This window comes from Bacillus testis (assembly GCF_001243895.1).
GTDB lineage: Bacteria > Bacillota > Bacilli > Bacillales > DSM-1321 > Bacillus_AD > Bacillus_AD testis.
Genome location: NZ_LN851186.1, coordinates 3,454,735 through 3,473,058, shown reverse-complemented (window position 1 = coordinate 3,473,058; position 18,324 = coordinate 3,454,735). Strand labels below are relative to the sequence as shown.

General features: G+C 44.4%; 19 protein-coding genes, 1 pseudogene and 1 riboswitch. Of the genes and pseudogenes, 16 read left to right on the top strand and 4 right to left on the bottom strand.

Annotated features, from left to right (window positions below; genetic code table 11):
• Window positions 1-38 precede the first annotated feature (38 nt).
• The 4 genes from BN1765_RS17290 to BN1765_RS17275 all read left to right on the top strand — a co-directional run bounded on the left by BN1765_RS17290 (window position 39) and on the right by BN1765_RS17275 (window position 5,283).
• Window positions 39-1,406 carry a bifunctional metallophosphatase/5'-nucleotidase gene (locus BN1765_RS17290; protein ID WP_050616280.1) on the top strand — a complete coding sequence of 456 codons (1,368 nt, stop codon included), beginning with the start codon at window positions 39-41 and terminating at the stop codon, window positions 1,404-1,406.
• 67 nt (window positions 1,407-1,473) lie between these two features.
• Entirely contained in the window at window positions 1,474-1,773 is a 300-nt protein-coding gene (locus BN1765_RS17285) for a YunC family protein (protein ID WP_050616279.1), read from the top strand.
• Between the two features lie 380 nt (window positions 1,774-2,153).
• Window positions 2,154-3,254, top strand: coding sequence for an HD-GYP domain-containing protein (locus BN1765_RS17280; RefSeq protein WP_050616278.1), 1,101 nt, complete (start codon window positions 2,154-2,156; stop codon window positions 3,252-3,254).
• Window positions 3,255-3,379: 125 nt separating this feature from the next.
• Window positions 3,380-3,561: riboswitch (Lysine riboswitch) on the top strand.
• Window positions 3,562-3,690: 129 nt separating this feature from the next.
• The gene (locus tag BN1765_RS17275) at window positions 3,691-5,283 is read left to right on the top strand and encodes a Na+/H+ antiporter NhaC family protein (protein WP_050616277.1); all 1,593 of its coding nucleotides are present in this window, start codon (window positions 3,691-3,693) and stop codon (window positions 5,281-5,283) included.
• Between the two features lie 123 nt (window positions 5,284-5,406).
• On the opposite strand, the gene BN1765_RS17270 is transcribed toward BN1765_RS17275, so the two are convergent.
• Complete coding sequence (locus BN1765_RS17270) at window positions 5,407-6,396, bottom strand: M23 family metallopeptidase (RefSeq protein WP_050616276.1); 990 nt, start codon at window positions 6,394-6,396, stop codon at window positions 5,407-5,409.
• A 168-nt stretch (window positions 6,397-6,564) separates the two neighbouring features.
• Between BN1765_RS17270 and lipA the strand changes: the two genes are divergently transcribed.
• Together lipA and BN1765_RS17260 are read left to right on the top strand one after the other, a co-directional pair.
• The gene (lipA, locus tag BN1765_RS17265; RefSeq protein WP_050616275.1) at window positions 6,565-7,485 is read left to right on the top strand and encodes a lipoyl synthase; all 921 of its coding nucleotides are present in this window, start codon (window positions 6,565-6,567) and stop codon (window positions 7,483-7,485) included.
• Between the two features lie 175 nt (window positions 7,486-7,660).
• Window positions 7,661-7,939 (top strand): YutD family protein, encoded by a 279-nt coding sequence (locus BN1765_RS17260; RefSeq protein ID WP_050616274.1) that lies wholly within the window; start codon window positions 7,661-7,663, stop codon window positions 7,937-7,939.
• Between the two features lie 85 nt (window positions 7,940-8,024).
• Here the strand turns inward: BN1765_RS17260 and BN1765_RS17255 are convergent, their stop codons facing one another.
• Window positions 8,025-8,291, bottom strand: a complete 267-nt coding sequence (locus BN1765_RS17255; RefSeq protein ID WP_050616273.1) for a DUF3055 domain-containing protein — start codon at window positions 8,289-8,291, stop codon at window positions 8,025-8,027.
• A gap of 474 nt (window positions 8,292-8,765) precedes the next feature.
• Between BN1765_RS17255 and BN1765_RS17250 the strand changes: the two genes are divergently transcribed.
• The 3 genes from BN1765_RS17250 (at window position 8,766) to BN1765_RS17240 (ending at window position 11,076) form a co-directional block, all read left to right on the top strand.
• The gene (locus BN1765_RS17250; RefSeq protein WP_050616272.1) at window positions 8,766-9,209 is read left to right on the top strand and encodes a DUF86 domain-containing protein; all 444 of its coding nucleotides are present in this window, start codon (window positions 8,766-8,768) and stop codon (window positions 9,207-9,209) included.
• A 363-nt stretch (window positions 9,210-9,572) separates the two neighbouring features.
• Entirely contained in the window at window positions 9,573-10,187 is a 615-nt protein-coding gene (locus BN1765_RS17245) for a DedA family protein (RefSeq protein ID WP_050616271.1), read from the top strand.
• 121 nt (window positions 10,188-10,308) lie between these two features.
• Window positions 10,309-11,076, top strand: a complete 768-nt coding sequence (locus BN1765_RS17240; protein ID WP_050616270.1) for a TIGR01457 family HAD-type hydrolase — start codon at window positions 10,309-10,311, stop codon at window positions 11,074-11,076.
• A 45-nt stretch (window positions 11,077-11,121) separates the two neighbouring features.
• Here BN1765_RS17240 and BN1765_RS17235 read toward each other — a convergent pair whose 3' ends face one another.
• Entirely contained in the window at window positions 11,122-11,619 is a 498-nt protein-coding gene (locus BN1765_RS17235) for a phosphatidylglycerophosphatase A family protein (protein ID WP_050616269.1), read from the bottom strand.
• A gap of 224 nt (window positions 11,620-11,843) precedes the next feature.
• Here BN1765_RS17235 and yutH point away from each other — a divergent pair, with 224 nt between their 5' ends.
• The 4 genes from yutH to thrB all read left to right on the top strand — a co-directional run bounded on the left by yutH (window position 11,844) and on the right by thrB (window position 16,293).
• A complete protein-coding gene (gene yutH, locus BN1765_RS17230; RefSeq protein WP_050616268.1) occupies window positions 11,844-12,848 on the top strand; it encodes a spore coat putative kinase YutH in 1,005 nt (334 codons plus the stop codon).
• A gap of 168 nt (window positions 12,849-13,016) precedes the next feature.
• Window positions 13,017-14,315, top strand: a complete 1,299-nt coding sequence (locus BN1765_RS17225; protein WP_050616267.1) for a homoserine dehydrogenase — start codon at window positions 13,017-13,019, stop codon at window positions 14,313-14,315.
• On the top strand, window positions 14,312-15,373 hold the full coding sequence (gene thrC, locus BN1765_RS17220) for a threonine synthase (protein WP_050616266.1): 1,062 nt from the start codon (window positions 14,312-14,314) through the stop codon (window positions 15,371-15,373). The genes BN1765_RS17225 and thrC overlap by 4 nt, the downstream gene beginning before the upstream one ends.
• Entirely contained in the window at window positions 15,370-16,293 is a 924-nt protein-coding gene (gene thrB / locus BN1765_RS17215) for a homoserine kinase (RefSeq protein ID WP_050616265.1), read from the top strand. Before thrC ends, thrB begins: the two co-directional genes overlap by 4 nt.
• Before the next feature lie 116 nt (window positions 16,294-16,409).
• On the opposite strand, the pseudogene BN1765_RS17210 reads toward thrB, so the two are convergent.
• Window positions 16,410-16,705, bottom strand: a pseudogene (locus BN1765_RS17210) (NifU family protein).
• 73 nt (window positions 16,706-16,778) lie between these two features.
• On the opposite strand from BN1765_RS17210, the gene BN1765_RS17205 reads away from it, so the two are divergent.
• The 3 genes from BN1765_RS17205 to BN1765_RS17195 form a co-directional block, all read left to right on the top strand.
• Complete coding sequence (locus tag BN1765_RS17205; protein WP_050616263.1) at window positions 16,779-17,108, top strand: YuzD family protein; 330 nt, start codon at window positions 16,779-16,781, stop codon at window positions 17,106-17,108.
• A 409-nt stretch (window positions 17,109-17,517) separates the two neighbouring features.
• Window positions 17,518-17,907 carry a DUF2512 family protein gene (locus BN1765_RS17200; protein WP_050616262.1) on the top strand — a complete coding sequence of 130 codons (390 nt, stop codon included), beginning with the start codon at window positions 17,518-17,520 and terminating at the stop codon, window positions 17,905-17,907.
• Between the two features lie 111 nt (window positions 17,908-18,018).
• Window positions 18,019-18,324, top strand: a 306-nt coding sequence (locus BN1765_RS17195) for a helix-turn-helix domain-containing protein (protein ID WP_147554269.1), incomplete at its 3' end; no start/stop codon positions are given.

Here is an 18,324-nt window from a genome sequence, read left to right as displayed (position 1 = left end):
CTTTCAGTGTTTCAGCAGGATGAAAAGAGGAGGAAATGATGGAGGAAACGATACATTTATATCATATTAATGATCTTCACAGCCATTTTCAGCATTGGTTACAAATAAAGAATTTCATTTCTGAGAGAAAAAAGCTGCATAGAGAGATGGATGAGGAAAGCATCATATTTGACTTGGGCGACCACGCAGACCGTTTCCACCCATATACGGAAGCCTTACTCGGTAAAGGGAATGTTAAATTGCTTAATGAATTAGGCTGCCAATATGCAACGATCGGCAATAATGAGGGTATTACTTTTCCTTATGACGTGCTGGACCATCTATACGATGAAGCGGCGTTTGAAGTCATTGTAGCCAATCTTTATGGAAAAGACGGAAAGCGTCCTCGATGGGCGCACCCTTATAGCATCCATCAAACCAAAAAAGGGAACAAAGTTGCAATAATCGGAGCGACTGCTAATTTTAAAGCATTTTACGAAGTATTGGGCTGGCAGATCACAGAACCAATTGAAGAAATCGCGAGGGCAGTCGAAGCGGTCAAAGAAGAGTGTGACTTGATTGTTTTACTCTCCCATTTGGGTTTGGAAACCGATGAACAGATTGCGGAAAGCCTTCCTGCTATTGATGTGATATTGGGCGCCCATACACACCATATTCTCCACAAAGGAAAGATGGTGGGCCGGACACTTTTATGTGGAGCCGGCAAAGGAGGCACATATGTAGGCCATGTGGAAATCGGCCTATATGGCCAAGGAAGCCCAGAGCTAAAGACGAGCCTGTATGATATGAATAACCAACCGCCTGCCGAGGGAACGGACGATTTCTTGTCCGGCTTGGAAGAAGTAGGCCAACAAGGATTATCAACAGTCGTATGCACACTTCCTGAACCGATTGAATCGGCGTGGTTTGATCCTTCCCCGCTTGCCCAATTGCTTGCAGATACATTGCGTGAATGGTGTCAGGCAGATTGCGCGATATTGAATGCCGGCCTGCTCTTGGATGGTTTGGAAGCGGGACCCGTAACGATGCTGGATCTTCATAGAATCTGTCCGCATCCCATTAATCCCTGCTTAGTCGAATTGACTGGCCAGGAATTAAAAGAGATTATTATTCAATCCAGGGATCCGGAGTGGCCGCATATGCCTGTTAAGGGGTTCGGCTTCAGGGGAAGTGTCATGGGGAACATGGCCTATAGCCAAATTAGCGTGCCAGACCGCCATCATATATACATTGCCGGTAAGGAACTAATGCCTAAACAGATGTATAAACTGGCAATACCCGATATGTTTACATTTGGATTTTTCTTCCCTAGCATCAAAAGGAACAACACAAAAAAGTATTATCTTCCCGAATTTTTGAGAGACCTGCTTGGGTTTAAACTGGCTGAGCTCTATCCGGATTCGTAGGAAGGACGACAATCACCCCTTCCTTTGCCTAAGCATATGGTATTGGGTAAGGAAAGGGAGGATGTAGATGGTTGAGTTAAAACCGATCCAAATTGATGGTCGGACTTTTACAGCAGTTACGGTTCAACTGCCTAAAACGAATTTGTTAATGATCACATCTGATAAAGGGTATATTATGTGCGGTGCTTTGGATGTTGCCTTGTTGAATGAAAAACTGAAAGACCGGGGCATCGTAGCCGGAAGGGCAGTCGGTGTCAAAACGTTGCAGGAACTGCTGGATGCTCCGCTTGAATCGATTACGGCAGGCGCCGAAGAACTGGGCGTCACCAAGGGGATGTCAGGAAAAGACGCTTTATTATATATGTAAACAATACCGCCGCTATTAGGCGGTTTCTTTGTGTTTAAAAAGCTTAACTACGTTTTAACAGATTTAGTGATTGCTAGCGGATGGCAATCATTGCATACTAATGCCAAATTAGCAACAATCCTCACTGATTAAAGTTACACTTTATTAAAAATTTAATCGTTTTTTAGACTCATATTTTGTATAATATTTTTATTATTACAATAATTAGTATTTGTGCATTTCTTTCTCAGTTAGATGATGAAGTGAAACGTTGATAGGTGAAAGGGCTCGGTCATCCCCTGCTATCAATAGTTGAACCAATCGGACGTTGAGGCAAAAACGTGGGTGGAAGCATTCCATTGAAGTGAATGGCAAACCGAATCGTACCATAGGAGAATATCATGCGACTAATATCTACAGAGTATTTAAACCCGGGGAATATATTGGGTAAAACCATTTATAACGGTAGTAAACATGTGCTTTTACAAGAGGGTATAGCGTTAAACGAACGAATGATTGCCAGGTTGAAGGAACTGGGCATCCCATTCGTTTATATAGAAGATTCTTTAACGGAAGGCATAGAAGCAAAGAGTACGATTTCGGAACAAACAAGAGCTGAATCCATTGCGACCATCCAAAAGGCGTTTATGGAAATTGGGGAGCAGGAGTCTTTGATCAACAGTTCCTTTGTCATAGAAAAAGCAGCCAAAAAGCTTGGCGCGCTCATTAGGAATATTATGTCGGAAATTAAAAGCAACGACAATTTGCTGACGATTCTTTCCGATATGTATATACATGATAGCTACATTTTTATCCATTCCTTTCATGTGACGCTGTATTCACTAGCAATCGGCATGCAGCTGAATCTTTCGCAAAAACAATTGGAAATACTGGGTATGGGCAGTATCTTGCATGATGTGGGAAAGACGAAAATCCCACTTGATATTCTTCTGAAACCAGGCCGGTTAACCGAGCTTGAATATGAGGAAATAAAAAAACATGCCGAGCATGGCTTTCATATCTTGAAGAAAGCCGGTACAGTCCCTCTTTTAGTAGCGCATTGTGCATTCCAGCATCATGAACGCCTGAACGGATCCGGCTATCCGCGCGGCCTTATAGGAAGCGAAATCCATTATTACGGCAAAATTATTGCGGTAGCGGATGTCTTTGATGCGGTGACTTCGAATCGGGTCTATCGCAAAGCGATGCTGCCTCATGAAGGCTTAGAAATCCTTTATTCAGGATCAGGGTCTCTATTCGACCAGAAAATTGTAGAGGCTTTTCGAAAATCGGTCGCCATTTATCCAATCGGGCTGACGGTTGTGCTGAACGACGGCCGGATAGGAGTCGTGTCCCGGCAAAACGTCGGAGTCAGCGACCGGCCGGTGGTAAGGATTATCGAAGAAAACAATAAGATCGTCACAGAGGTTTATGAGGTCGATCTTTTGAAAAAGATGGATGTACTAATTGTGGATTGTGATAAAACATTGTTGTCCAAATGAAGCGGATTTTGATCGGCCAGGATTCTTGTTTCCGCCGGTCAGTCATTGAACTGGCGCTATTCTTCTCTTGCCATTTTTATATCGCTTTGATATATTAGAATAATAATAACATAAAAACTATCACCGCATGGGGTAGAGGATGCAGAACTGAAGAGTAGAATGTGTGAGGATGACAACGATGACCACATTCGAAAGGCTGTTTTGCCGAAGTGGTGTGACAGAGTCGGCTGTCCACTGCTGGGGCTGTTCTAAAGAAGAGCAGCACTGTCATCATAAGGTTGGCTTATGATGGGGAGCTACAGAGCGATGGGACGATCACATACATTACCTAAAAAGTAATGAAAGGTTGTTTTCTATCCTTTCATTACTTTTTTTATTTGTCCGGCCAGGTTAACTCCTCTTGCCCTTTAGGTAACTCTTAAAGGAGAGATGAAGGATGGAAAATACAGTTTATACGCTAATCCCGCCTATTTTGGCATTGGTCATGGTCCTTTTGACCAGACGCGTGATTTTGTCCTTGGCTGTGGGAAGTATATCTGCAGCTTTATTGCTGGCAGATTTTCAGCCAACGAAAGCCTTGTCCATTATTGGCAACACAATGATCGATTTATTTATTAGTGAAGGGACCTTAAATACAAGCAAGGTATATCTCCTGTTCTTTCTGCTCATCCTTGGCTGCATTACTGCATTTGTCACCATATCGGGAGGAAGCCGGGCTTTTGGAGAATGGGCATTGAAAAGAGTGAAGACACGGACAGGAGCCCAATTAACCGCTGGCATTCTCGGAATTGTTATATTTATCGATGATTATTTCAACAGTTTGGCTGTCGGCCAAATATCAAGGCCGCTGACGGACCGCAACCGTGTTTCCCGCGCCAAACTGGCTTATATTATCGATTCAACGGCAGCGCCGGTGTGTGTCATTTCACCGATTTCTAGTTGGGGAGCCTATATCATTGCCATCATGGCGCCTATATTGGCTGCCAATTCATTGGATATCAGCGGTTTTACGGCATTCGTCCAAATGATTCCTCTGAACTTTTATGTGTGGGCTTCCTTATTGCTTGTATTCTTTACTTCCTGGAAGAATATTAACTTTGGCAGCATGCACATCCATGAAGAGCGTGCCCGTTTGACAGGAGTGGTGATGAACCCGGATAAACAGGCGCCGGGAGAATTGAAAAGCGATCTCCCCATGAGCAAGCATGGTTCGGTCTATGATTTGCTGGTTCCGATCGGTTCATTGGTTGCCGGAACTGTGGCTGCTATGCTGTGGACGGGAAGCAAGGCAGTGGAAGGGCAAGCTACCGTGCTGCAGATGTTTGAAAATACGGACGTCCCTACCTCTTTATTTTACGGAGGGTTGTTCGGGTTGGTTGTAACGGCTCTATTATTCCTGCGCCAGGTCTTTGTTAAAAAAGCGCTTCGTCCCGGTTTGGGATGGATGGGGATACGCGAGGGAATCCAGTCGATGCTTCCAGCAGTCTATATTTTGGTGTGCGCATGGATTATTGTGGATTTAGTGGGTGCACTGCAAACGGGGGCTTACCTGGCAGGATTGGTTGAAAAAATGGAGTTGAGTGCCGACTTTATTCCATTCATCCTATTTGTAATTGCCGGGTTGATGGCTTTATCGACAGGCACTTCCTGGGGGTCTTTCGGCATTCTGCTTCCGTTGGCGGGGGATATTGTGGCAACGATGGATTCTTCGCTCCTATTGCCGTCCTTGGCAGCAGTTCTTGCCGGGGCTGTTTTTGGAGACCATTGTTCGCCTATTTCCGATACGACGATCCTTTCATCCACAGGAGCCGGCTGCCATCATATGGACCATGTTTTGACCCAGCTTCCGTATGCTCTTGTGGCAGCATGCGCATCATCTGTGGGATATTTGGTCTTGGGCTTCACGAACCAAGTGTTACTATCATTCGTTGCGGCAGCGGCCGTCCTGTTTACAGTCCTAATTGTTGTTTCCCTGCGCCAGAGAAGTACAGAGTTGGCGATGAGTGATTCATTGGATAATGATTTTTAAATAAACGGGCTTCCTAATTGGATGCCCGTTTTATTCTCTGTTAAATGCGCTAAAGCTTCCGTTTTACAGAGGAGTGAAGACAAAGAAGTGATTTGGGAAACCCCCACCGATTAAGGTTTCACTTTATCGTTTTGTCCGTTTTTCTAGTCGTTCCCACACTTTTAGATGATAGTAAGGATCAAAGCTCCACTCAATGCGGCCGTTATCCTTATACATGCCAAAGTGAAGATGGGGAGGAAACTTGCCGCTTGTTCCGGGTGGCCCATAGCCAGTACTGCCGACACTGCCGATGACCATGCCTGGTTCCACAATCTGCCCAACTTCCAAGCCTTTTGCAAACCCATTCAAGTGGGCGTAATAATGGTACGTATTATTGATATCCCGTATTCCGATGCGCCAGCCGCCGTAACGGTTCCAGCCTTTTATTTCTATAATGCCGTATGATGTCGACCGCACCGGTACGCCATACCCGGCAAAGATATCGGTTCCTTCGTGAGTCCGCCTGCCGCCCCATCCTCTTGCGGTGCCCCATGTGCTTCTATAGCTATACGTCGAGTTAATCGGGACAGGAAAGGCTTTTTTATTGAGTGATATGGTGCCATATTTTTTGAAGAGCTTGGCGTTACCCATGACAATCCCAACTGCTTTATCTCGGTTATAGTATTTCCAGAGGGCAATCCTGAGATTATCATCATTGGTTCCGAACCTTGCCAGATAATCTGCCATTGAGACAAGTGCATCAAAATCGTTGTTGGCATCTGCTTTCCCATCGCCATTGCCATCCTTGCCCATGCCTTCGAAAAAGGCAATGCGTGCCGGGTTTGTATCAAATGGATTGGGATTCATCACGCCGCTCCACTTTTCGGAAGAATACAGGATTCCGATCAGCCCTTTGGAGTCAGGCAAGTCGCTTCTCGTATTTCGGACACTATGTTCATATTGGTCGATGGCAGCTATGTAATACCATGGGATTTGATAGCTTGCTTCGATTTGTTTATACATGGCCATTCTGGCGGCATCAGGAGAAGAGGAAGATGACGCCGTAGCTGCTTCCGGGCTGAACAGGATACAAGACAGTAAAAAAATGAAGGTGCATACTCTTGCAGTCAGCATCCCTTTCACTCCTTCCTTAAAAATCTCTATTGGTAGTGTGCGATGAACAGGCGTAATTACTAGTATTAATTATTGGTAAAACGGTGCCAAATGCTTGGACACAATAATTTCAATATGTTACATTTACTACAAATCCTGTATTTTTTTATAAGATTGGAGCTGACTTTTTTGGGCAACAAAAATACTGAATATCTCCGCAAACCTGAATGGCTGAAAATTAAGTTAAATACCAATGAGAACTACACCGGGCTGAAAAAGATGATGAGGGAAAAAAATCTCCATACAGTCTGTGAAGAGGCAAAATGCCCTAATATCCATGAATGCTGGGCTGTGCGGAGAACCGCTACCTTTATGATTCTTGGATCTATTTGTACGAGAGCATGCCGCTTTTGCGCTGTTAAGACAGGCTTGCCGACGGAATTGGATTTGGCGGAACCGGAACGCGTAGCAGATTCAGTGGTTCAAATGAATTTAAAACATGTGGTTGTAACCGCTGTCGCACGGGATGATTTGAAGGACGGAGGAGCCGGCGTATTCGCTGAGACAGTCCATGCAATCCGAAGAAAAAATCCGTTTACCACGATTGAAGTCCTACCTTCTGATATGGGGGGAGATTACGATAATATAAAGACATTGATGGATGCTCGTCCTGACATTCTCAACCATAACATCGAAACAGTGCGCCGGCTATCAAACCGTGTACGCGCCAGAGCAAAGTACGACCGTTCGCTTGAATTGCTTCAACGTGCAAAGGATCTTCAGCCTGATATCCCGACTAAGTCGAGCTTGATGGTGGGGTTGGGAGAGACTTTTGAGGAAATTATTGAAACCATGGATGATTTAAGAGCCCATGATGTGGATATTATGACCATTGGACAGTATCTGCAGCCAAGCAAAAAACATCTTCCAGTGCTCAAATACTATAGCCCGCAGGAGTTTCAGGAACTTAAAGAGATAGCAATGTCAAAAGGGTTCTCGCATTGTGAAGCAGGTCCTCTTGTCCGTTCATCTTACCATGCTGACGAACAGGTGAATGCTGCCGCAAAAATGAAACATGAAAACGGCGAGAAAGCCGTGGCAGGGCGTTAAAATGGATGGCTGGCAGCGGAAGTTTTTACGCTGTCTGTCGTTAAAGATATGAGCTTGGGCGTTTGGGCCGTATACTCTGTACGCGCGCTTTTGTTATAACAGAAACAGAAGCTGTTTTTTTGAGGGCAATGTTGAGTTATAATGAAGCAAGGATGATCGTCGAGGTGAGGAGAAAATGGTTACAATCAATAATGTGGAATATGAGTTGGTTGAAGATTACCGCAATGGCTATAATGAAGAAGCCTTTAAAGGGCGCTACAGCGAGATTTTGAATAAATACGATTACGTTGTCGGCGACTGGGGATATGGACAGCTTCGCCTGCGCGGCTTTTTTGATGACCAAAACCAGAAGTCCTCATATGATACGAAAATCAGTACATTGTCTGAGTACTTATATGAATACTGCAATTTTGGCTGCCCTTATTTTGTTGTTAAAAAGGTAAAAAAAGGATAGCTTGAACAGAAAGAAACCCATGAATCGTGTGGGTTTCTTTTTGCTTTCTATCGGCCCAGTACAAATAGTGGACAACCTCAACTCCCTAAATGATTTGTTCCAGAAATCCCCGTAGTTCTTCCGCTTGCTGGGCAGTGAGGGAATAGGCGGATTCCAAATAGCCTTCTTCTTCAAGGTCATCACTGCCGAGTATGGCAAAAGTATTGCTTTGCATATCAAGCACCAACTGCTTGCCAAAAAAACGATCCGAAGAAATAATTGCCAGATCAAAGCGTTGGCTGTCCCCGACAAAGCTGACAAATCTCGTATTCGTTGTTTCTTTATAATCATATAAATAGAAGATATCTTCCATGCAAGACCGCTCCTTTTATCCGTAATAAAATGAAATGGTGGGTTAATACAGGCTGGCCGCCGAGCCCTAAGTTCTTATTGCCGCTCAAATCTCCCACTTACCCTTTTCGTCACCTTTATTTTTTGATTCTTACCTATTCTACCAGTTTTCGGGCGAAAAGATTAAATAATCCAATTATTTTAAACCGTTGGTATATTTTTACCTTACTTCTGTCTTTCGTGATAAAATAAAATGGAACTTTAATCGGCGGGGCTTTCAATCATCCCCCACCAATTAGCAGTTGAACCAATCGGGTTCTTACTGGCGCGTGGCCATCCACTTGCCATTTTTGTCTTCACTTTCGTGTTGAAGTGGAGTCTTAGCGCCAGTTAGAAGGGGATAAAGGGAACAATTATTTAATGACAGTGGCTGAAGGGCTTCCTGCCGGAAAGTAGGGTGGAAGCACGGCACTTTGAAATGAAGGGAAGAAGAGATATGTACTTCGTTGACCGGCAAAAAATTGAGATAAACCTGCAGTGTATGGAAAAATACAGTAAGTTATACCAAGAAGAAAGCAACTGGGAAAATCCGATCCAGCTCTTGGCTTTAGAACGGATTGCCCATGTGATGACGGATTGTGTCCTTGATGTAGGCAATGCCATTATCGATGGCTTTATTATGAGAGACCCTGGCAGCTATGATGATATTATTGATATCCTCCTTGATGAAAAAGTGATAACAGAGGAATTGGAAAAACAATTCAAAGCAATTCTGCCTATCCGAAAAATGATTGTCCAAGATTATCTTGAAATGGACCATGAAAAAGTAAAAGAAACCTGGAACGTAAACTTTTCAGCTTATCTAGCCTTCCCGCATGCAGTCAGAGAATATTTGAAGAATGAGTTGGGACCGGTTACGGCCTTTAAACCAGAGCATTAAAGCGATACTTTAATCGCAGAGGCTTTATTCGTTGAAACAACCTTAGTTCTTACTGTTGTTCGCCAGTTAGAACGGGAAAAGGAAAGCGGTTACGTTCGCTGAGCTGTCTGTTTGTGGCTGACATGAAATATAAGGGAATTGATTTTTTGCCCCAATATGCTTGTGTAATAACGCTGTATGCCTTAAAGTCTAAAGTGTCCGGTCTTTTTTGATTGACAATAGAGGACAAGCATCATAGGAATTATTCGGCTTAAAAGACAGGTTATGATCCTTTTCGATTCTGCTTTCTTTATAGGAATGGATGAGAAGAGCGAAGCCTGGATAAGTTGAATACGTTATTTTAGAGTTTGGGGTGAACTACAAATGTCAGACTACATTCAGATGTTTATAGACTTTTTTCATCAATTTGGCTATTTTGGCGTTCTTTTAGCGTTATGTTTTGAATTTATACCTGCAGAAATCGTTTTGCCACTCGCTGGCTATGGCGTTTCGGAAGGCAAGTTCAACATCCATCTGCTGGCATTGGCGGGCACCATCGGCGGAACAATCGGGCCGATTACATTGTATGCATTGGGCCGATACGGCGGAAGGCCATTGGTGGAGAAATACGGAAAATACTTTTTGGTCTCAGAAAAACAAATCGCCGCATCAGACCGTTTCTTTGAAAAATATGGACCTGGCGTTGCTTTCTTTGCCCGTTTCCTTCCGGTTGTACGGACGGCTATCTCCATTCCATGCGGGATGACAAAAATGAGCCTTATGAAATTCAGTGTGTATACATTCATAGCGATGTATCCAATCACGTATTTCTATCTTTACCTAGGTATGAAGCTGGGGGAAAATTGGGAGCAGGCAGGCGCGATGTTCGATCAATATGCCTTTCCTATTGCCGGTGCAGCCGTGTTATTGATCGGTTGCTATGTCGCATATAGGCAATTTGCCGGCAATAAACAGAAAGCGGAAAAAATTCGCAACTAAATAGGTATGAAAGGATGCCCGCAAAGCATCCTTTCTTTTTTTGCAGGGGCCAATCGTCTGTGATAAAGTATTCTAGAATAAGGAAGAGAACTGAAAGTCAACATGTATTGGAGTGGTCGGATTGAAGCAGTATAAAGGATTTTTAATTGATTTGGATGGCACGATGTATAAAGGGACCGAAAAAATCGAAGAGGCCGGACAATTTGTCCATGAACTCAAAAGAAGAGGATTGCCTTATCTTTTTGTAACCAATAATTCTTCCCGGACACCGGCTCAAGTAGCAGAAAAGCTTCGGGCATTCGATATCCCGACAGAAGATGAACAGGTTTTCACAACAAGCCAAGCAACAGCGAATTATTTGTATTCAATTAAACCGAATGCAACAATCTATCTGATTGGCGAAGAAGGAATTCGCCATGCGCTTCAGGAGAAGGGCTTTACTTTTGTGGAGGAAAATCCTGATTTTGTGGTGACGGGCATCGACCGAGAGATCACGTACGAAAAATTGGCGAAGGCTTGTCTGGGAGTGAGAGCCGGAGCAACCTTCATAGCTACAAATGGTGATATAGCTATCCCGACAGAAAGAGGTTTATTGCCTGGTGCCGGTTCATTGACGGCCGTTGTGTCGGTTTCAACAGGGGTCTCGCCGGTTTTCATCGGCAAACCGGAAAGCATTATTATGGAACAAGCCCAGGAAGTACTCGGTGTCGATAAAGAATATACCCTTATGGTCGGAGACAATTATGATACTGATATCATGGCCGGTATGAAAGCCGGACTGGATACATTGCTCGTGCATACTGGCGTAACAACGCCTGAGTTGTTGCTCGGTTATAAGGACCAGCCAACCCATGTATTGCCTTCGCTGGATCAATGGAAATTTGAATAAGAAAAAGATAAACGCCCCGCTTCGAGAACAGCGGGGCGTTTTGTTTTATTCAACATGCTCAGATCGGTGCGCAAGCCTGCTGGAGGCTGCTGCTGCAATAGCACCGACAATGTCATCCAGAAAGGTGTGGCATTCTCCGCTGGACTTGTCATTCAGCTTTTTAAGGATGCCCGGTTTTTGTTTGTCTATATATCCGTAATTGGTAAATCCGATGCTGCCATAAACATTTACGATAGAAAAAGCGAGAATTTCATCGACGCCATATAGGCTCTCATCTATAGCAATAGTTGATTGCAAAGGTTCATCTAGCAGTTTTTTCTCAGCCAGAATATCTAATTGAATGCCAGTAAGAATGGCGTTTTGGACTTCCCGTTTAGACAGGACCCTTTCGACATTCTCCAAACAGTCTTCCATTGATAGATTTTCGTGATACGCCTTTTGCAAATACATCACAAGCTCGGCGATGTCTGTGACAGTAACGCCGCGCTCCTGTAGCCATTTGCGGGCAGTTTGTTCCGATAGATTGTTTTGTTCCTTCAGCATATTCATTCACCTTTTCTCATGTAGTCGCATTTTCTGCCGGTTAACGCAGGATCTTTCAATCGTTACTGTATGGTATGCGCCCGCCCCGGATTCGTCTACTTTTTTTCTTGCGCAGAGCTTTCGTTGTTTCTTCGCCGGAAAATGCGTATGGACGGGCAGTATTTCATATATATAGTGTAGGATGCACGGAAAGGCTGTTGATTACTACATAAAGAGGAGTGTTTATGATGCTTGAAGACGTGGTGTACCAGAACTATGGACTGGTCATGGAAAGACAGGAAACGAAGGGCCCTTACCGCCAATTCTTTTCGGGAGATGCTTTATTCACCATTGTCCCCATAGATGAACTGGAAGAACAGGAATTGGTTGAGCGGCTGCGAATGTCAGAATTTATGCAGCAGCAGGGCGACCATTTTGTCTCTTCGTTTGTCATGTCAAATGAGCAAACTTATTTATCGGAGGTGGATGAAACATTATTCGTTTTATTGGCCAATTATCATTTACAAGAGCCAAGGGATTATAAGATGGGCAGTAAACTGGCAAAGTTCCACCATAGGGCCAGGCAATATCCTGATCAAGTCACGGCCTGCAACCGGATCGGACAATGGAAGGGGCTATGGGAGGAGCGGTTGGATGCTGTTGAAAGAGCATGGAGGGAGAAGCTGCATGCCCACCCCTCGAATGAGTTTGAAACATTATTTGTTGAATCCTTTCCGTACTATCTTGCGCTTGGAGAAAACGCAATCCAATATTTAGTGGACAGTGAGCTAGATGACGAGCCTTCGCCATGGGATGCCGGAACCATCTGCCACGATCGGTTTTATACTGACACTTGGAGTGGAGATTATTTAGTGAAGAATCCGTTCGATTGGGTATTCGACCACCACAGCAGGGATTTGGGGGAATGGGTGCGGGAAAATTTCCATCGATACCCGCAGACCTACCAACCTTCTATGGTGCAATTCCTGCAAGAATATCAGCAAGGACTTCCCTTGTCAGGGTTCTCCTGGCGTTTACTGTATGCCCGGCTTCTCTTTCCTGTCCACTACTTGGAGTGCGTAGAGAATTATTTTTCCGGCGGAACGGAGAGCAATCAAAGAAAAAGAGAGGAGACATTGGAGAAATGCCTTGAGCAATCGCACTATTATGAGGATTTCCTAAAGCAATTCCATGAACTAAATGGAGTTCCTCTTACACATCTCAAGATTCCCAGAGTGGATTGGCTTTAAATATTCAAAGAAAATCTCCTGTTTATATATTGAAATCTGGTACAATAATTGCAATCCAATAATATTCTGTTATTTTTGACTATTGAAAATAATAGTCGGAAAGTCTATAATGTCTTTTATATAAAAACAAATGTATATGAGGAGAGAACAAACGAGAGGGGAATAACGATGGATGCAATCTCAATTGGCTTGTTGGGGCTAGGGACAGTTGGCTCCGGTGTGGTGAAAATCGTCGAGAACCACCAGGATAAACTGATGCACCAAATTGGCTGCCCAGTCAGGATTAATAAGATACTGGTGAAGAATATCGAGAAGGAAAGAGACGTGCATGTTGACCCGGCGTTATTGACGGATTCCCCGGATGATATTTTAGAGAATCCCGATATCAATATAATTATTGAAGTGATGGGGGGCGTCGAAGAGACAAGGAAATATCTGCTCAGGGCCGTGCGGAACAAAAAGCATGTCGTGACAGCAAACAAAGACCTAATGGCGCTGTATGGACCTGAATTGTTAGCTGAGGCGACCCGCAATAAATGTGATCTTTTCTACGAAGCGAGTGTTGCAGGCGGTATCCCGATCCTGCGGGGGCTGGTGGATGGTCTGGCGTCCGACCGTATCACCAAAATGATGGGAATTGTGAATGGGACTACTAATTTCATCCTGACCAAAATGAGCAAGTCTGGAAGCCCATATGAAGAAGCCCTGGCGCAGGCACAGCAATTGGGCTACGCGGAAAGCGATCCGACAGCCGATGTGGAAGGATTGGATGCTGCTAGGAAGATGGCCATTCTTGCCACGCTCGGCTTTTCGATGAATATTGATCTTGATGATGTCAGCTGTGAAGGCATTACTCATATAACAGAAGAAGATATTGATTACAGCAAGCAACTGGGATATACAATGAAATTGATCGGCATAGCGGACCGCGTTGGCGAAAAGGTGGAAGTGAGCGTACAGCCGGCGTTGCTGAATGAAACGCACCCGCTTGCGGCAGTCAATGACGAATATAATGCCGTCTATGTTTACGGAGAGGCAGTGGGAGAAACGATGTTCTACGGACCAGGTGCCGGCAGCCTTCCAACTGCCACAGCCATTGTGTCCGATTTGGTGGGCGTCATGAAAAATATGCGCCTTCATATAAATGGGCGAAGCGCTGGGGCACCCCAATATGAAAAAAACCTAAAAAATGAGGATGAAATTTTTGCTAAACACTTCCTGCGCCTTCATGTAAAAGATGAAATCGGCGTGTTTGCAACGATTACCACCCTATTTGCACAGCATTCGATTTCCTTTGAAAAAATCCTGCAGCTGCCATTGGCTGAAAAAGGACATGCTGAAATTGTGCTGGTAACCCACCGGGCATCGCTGAAGAACTTCCATACTATTCTTCAGCAGCTTCGTGACAATGAACTGGTATTGGAAATAAAAAGTACATACAGAGTCGAAGGAGATGACAAGAAATGAGTTGGAAAGGACTATTGGCTGAGTACACGGAATTTTTGCCGATTACCGAACGCACGCCGAAGCTTACCTTGCTGGAAGGAAACACACCGCTTCTGCATTGCGGGAACTTATCGGAAGAATGGGGCATCAACCTCCACGTGAAGTATGAAGGCGCTAATCCAACCGGTTCCTTCAAAGACAGAGGCATGGTCATGGCCGTGGCAAAAGCAGTGGAGGATGGCAGTGAAGCGATTATCTGTGCTTCCACCGGCAATACGTCTGCCGCTGCTGCCGCCTATGCCGCCCGATTGGGCATACGTTGTATTGTCGTCATACCGGACGGGAAGATTGCGATGGGCAAATTGGCGCAAGCTGTCATGTATGGAGCCGAAATCGTAGCCATTGACGGGAACTTTGACCATGCGCTTAAAATCGTCCGTAGCATATCAGAACAATCGGCTATTTCTTTGGTGAACTCAGTCAACCCTTACCGGATCGAAGGACAAAAGACAGCGGCTTTTGAAATCTGCGATGCGCTCGGTCAAGCTCCCGATGTTCTGGCGATTCCTGTAGGCAATGCCGGCAACATTACAGCTTATTGGAAGGGGTTCAAGGAATACCACGAAAAGAAAGGTATGAAGCTCCCTGAGATGAGAGGGTTTGAAGCGGAAGGAGCCGCTGCTATCGTCCATGGCCGTATTTTTGAAGAGCCGGAAACAATCGCAACCGCCATCCGCATCGGCAATCCTGCCAGCTGGCAATATGCTGTTGAAGCAGCTTCGGAATCCCATGGGAAAATAGATGAAGTTTCAGATGAAGAGATTTTGTCCGCCTACCGTTTATTGGCCAGAAGAGAGGGAATCTTTGCCGAGCCGGGATCCTGTGCAAGCATTGCGGGAGTGATCAAGCAGTTGAAGAGCGGTGAAATAAAGAAAGGCAGCACCGTTGTAGCAATCTTGACAGGCAATGGATTGAAAGATCCTGCCACTGCCGTTGAATATGGGGACATTAAACCAATCTTGCTGCCGGCTGACGAACAGGCAATCATCCAGCATCTGAATGGCGTTGCATACGTATGACAGAAGATATAATGTTCCGCATAAAAGTCCCGGCAAGCACGGCAAATCTCGGGCCAGGATTTGATTCCATTGGTTTAGCGCTTTCATTGTATTTGACTGTGGAGGTCTATGAGAGCAATAGATGGGTTGTCGAACCTATGACAGAGGAAATGGCTGCATTTCCTCGGGATGAGAATCACTTTATTATTCAAGTAGCTTTGAAAACAGCTGCCAAATATGGCGTTGAGCTTGCGCCATGCCGGTTGAAAATCACAAGTGAGATCCCTTTGGCACGTGGGCTGGGCAGCAGTGCGGCAGCCATTGTGGCCGGTATTCAGTTAGCGGATACCCTTAGGGGCCTTCATTTATCCCCGGAAGAAAAGGTTCGGTTATCTTCTTTGGAAGAGGGGCATCCGGATAATGCCGGCGCTTCAGTGACAGGAGGGCTGGTAGTGGGGCAACATGATCAGGAACATACTCGCCTTCTTTCTTTTTCATTGCCAAACATTGGGGTTGTCGCTGTCATTCCTCCCTATGAGCTAATGACCAGCGATTCCCGTGACGTTCTCCCGGTTGTTCTTGACTATAGAGAAGCTGTGCGTGCAAGCGCAATCGCCAATACATTCCTGGCTGCCCTGCTATCAGGCAACTTTACGGCAGCCGGAGAAATGATGAAAATGGATCGTTTCCATCAGCCTTACCGACGCAAGCTTGTACCACTGCTGGAACAGGCAGAAGCTACGGCAGAGAAAGCTGGAGCCTTTGGAACAGCTTTAAGCGGTGCCGGGCCAAGTGTGGTTTCGTTCGCCGAGGAAGAACGCATTCCTTTTTTGGTGAGGGAGCTGCAACAGTCATTCCCGGATTGCCAAGTGAAACATGTGCCTATTGATGAAGAAGGATGCACCGTCAGCCATGCTCAAACGATGAAAATGCAAAGCTAAGCGACTGCAAGTTTGCTTAGCTTTTTGCCGTTGCTAGTGGGCAGTAATGTTCCGAGATTACGTTTTCTTCAAAAAGAAAATGCCCAGTGAAATCACTGAGCATCCATAATCATTTATTAGAAAACTTGTTCCACTTCTACTACACCGGGTACTTCTTCAAGAAGAGCACGCTCGATTCCAGCTTTTAGTGTGATAGTAGAACTTGGGCAGCTGCCGCATGCACCAAGCAAACGAAGTTTTACAATTCCATCTTCTACATCCACAAGTTCACAGTCTCCCCCATCACGAAGCAAGAAGGGGCGAAGTTTATCCAGTACTTCTTGAACTTGGCCGAACATAGCTTGTTCAGACATATCATCGACTCCTTTCTATATCTATACATATTATAATCACCATAAGCTAAAAAATCCATTAAGTATTCTCACTTTCGGAAAAGATTGGTTTCCATTACAATAACAAGGAAAGAAAAGAAAGGGGATTGTTACATGACTGCATCGCCTGTTGAAATTATTGTATACGGAGCGGAACAAATCTGTGCCAGCTGCGTCAATTTGCCTTCATCAAAAGATACATATGAATGGCTGGAGGCCGCTCTTGAGCGCAAATTCACCGGCCAGCCTTTTTCTGTCACGTATGTGGATATATATAGCGAACAAGACGAAAAAGAAAAGGCAGATTTCAGTGCGAAAATCATCGAGGAAGACCTCTTTTATCCGGTTGTGGTCATTAAAGGGGAAATCGTGGGCGAAGGGAATCCAAAGCTGAAAGACATTGTCAGGGAAATGGAACAGTATGGCTACCGTGTAAGCCAGTAGAAATGCGTGTAAAGGAATCTTTAATGCTTGTATGTAAGCGTAAACAAGTGGGGGAGAGTCCATAAAAAGACGTGGATTGTAGACTGGATCCTAGAGAGCAGCAATTTTAAAGTTGCTGCTCTCTAGGATCCTTTTTGTCTGATGAGAAGAACAGTCAGCTAACGGATCATTCTCTTGTAAAAGCGATAGGTTATCATGAAAAATAACGGGATACTGATTCTATCCTATTCTAACTGGCGCTAAGACTGGCACTTCCCACCAGAGCGACGAAAGGAGATTAAGCACCAACAAGAACCCGATTAGTTAACTTAAGATTGTCGGAAGGTGAATAAACCCCCTACCGGTCAACGTTTCACTTTATTTTTAACGGGTAGAAAGAAATATAAATTAAAACAAAGAGGTGAATATCGTGAACCATATCAAAGCACTAGTAATTAAGTTTTTGATGATTGCAGTTGTGGTAGGCATTATAATGACAGGAATATACGATGTTGCTTTTGGCGACTCCATGTGGATCAGTCTTGTGTTAACGATCGGAGCTTATTTAATTGGTGACCTGCTGATCTTTCGTGGTACAGCAAACAAACAACAGCAAAGCACGAGAAATATGATAGCAACCATATCTGATCTAATCTTGGCTTTTGTGATTATTTGGTTAATGGGCCTTGGATTAGACGTATCATTAGATAACGAAGATTTAATAATTGCTTCCATTATCTCTGCTGTCATTATTGGATTGGGCGAGTTTTTCTTCCACAAATATTTAGATCGTAATGTTTTTAATACAAAGGTTGAGTAACGTATAAAATATGAATTTGTAAAAAGATGAGCAAATCAAAAAAGCCCCCTCACTCAATGTACTGCACCCCAAAAGTTAGAGTTGAAAATCTAACTTTTGGGGTGTTTATTTATGGCTAAATATAGTGAAACCTTTAAATTAATGGTTGTGAAAGAATATTTAGAAGGAAAACTGGGATATACGCTTTTAGCTCAGAAACATGGATTACCGTGTAGTACACCGATTAAAAGGTGGGTGAAAAACTATGAGAAATTTGGTGAAGATGGATTAAGAAGAAAGACAAAAAAGAGCATTTATCCTGTTCAATTCAAGCTGGATGTATTAAGCTTTATGCAAAGAACAGGTTCTTCAGAAACAGAAACAGCCCTGCACTTCGGGATCACGAATCCTCCTATGATTGCTTCGTGGAAGAAGGCT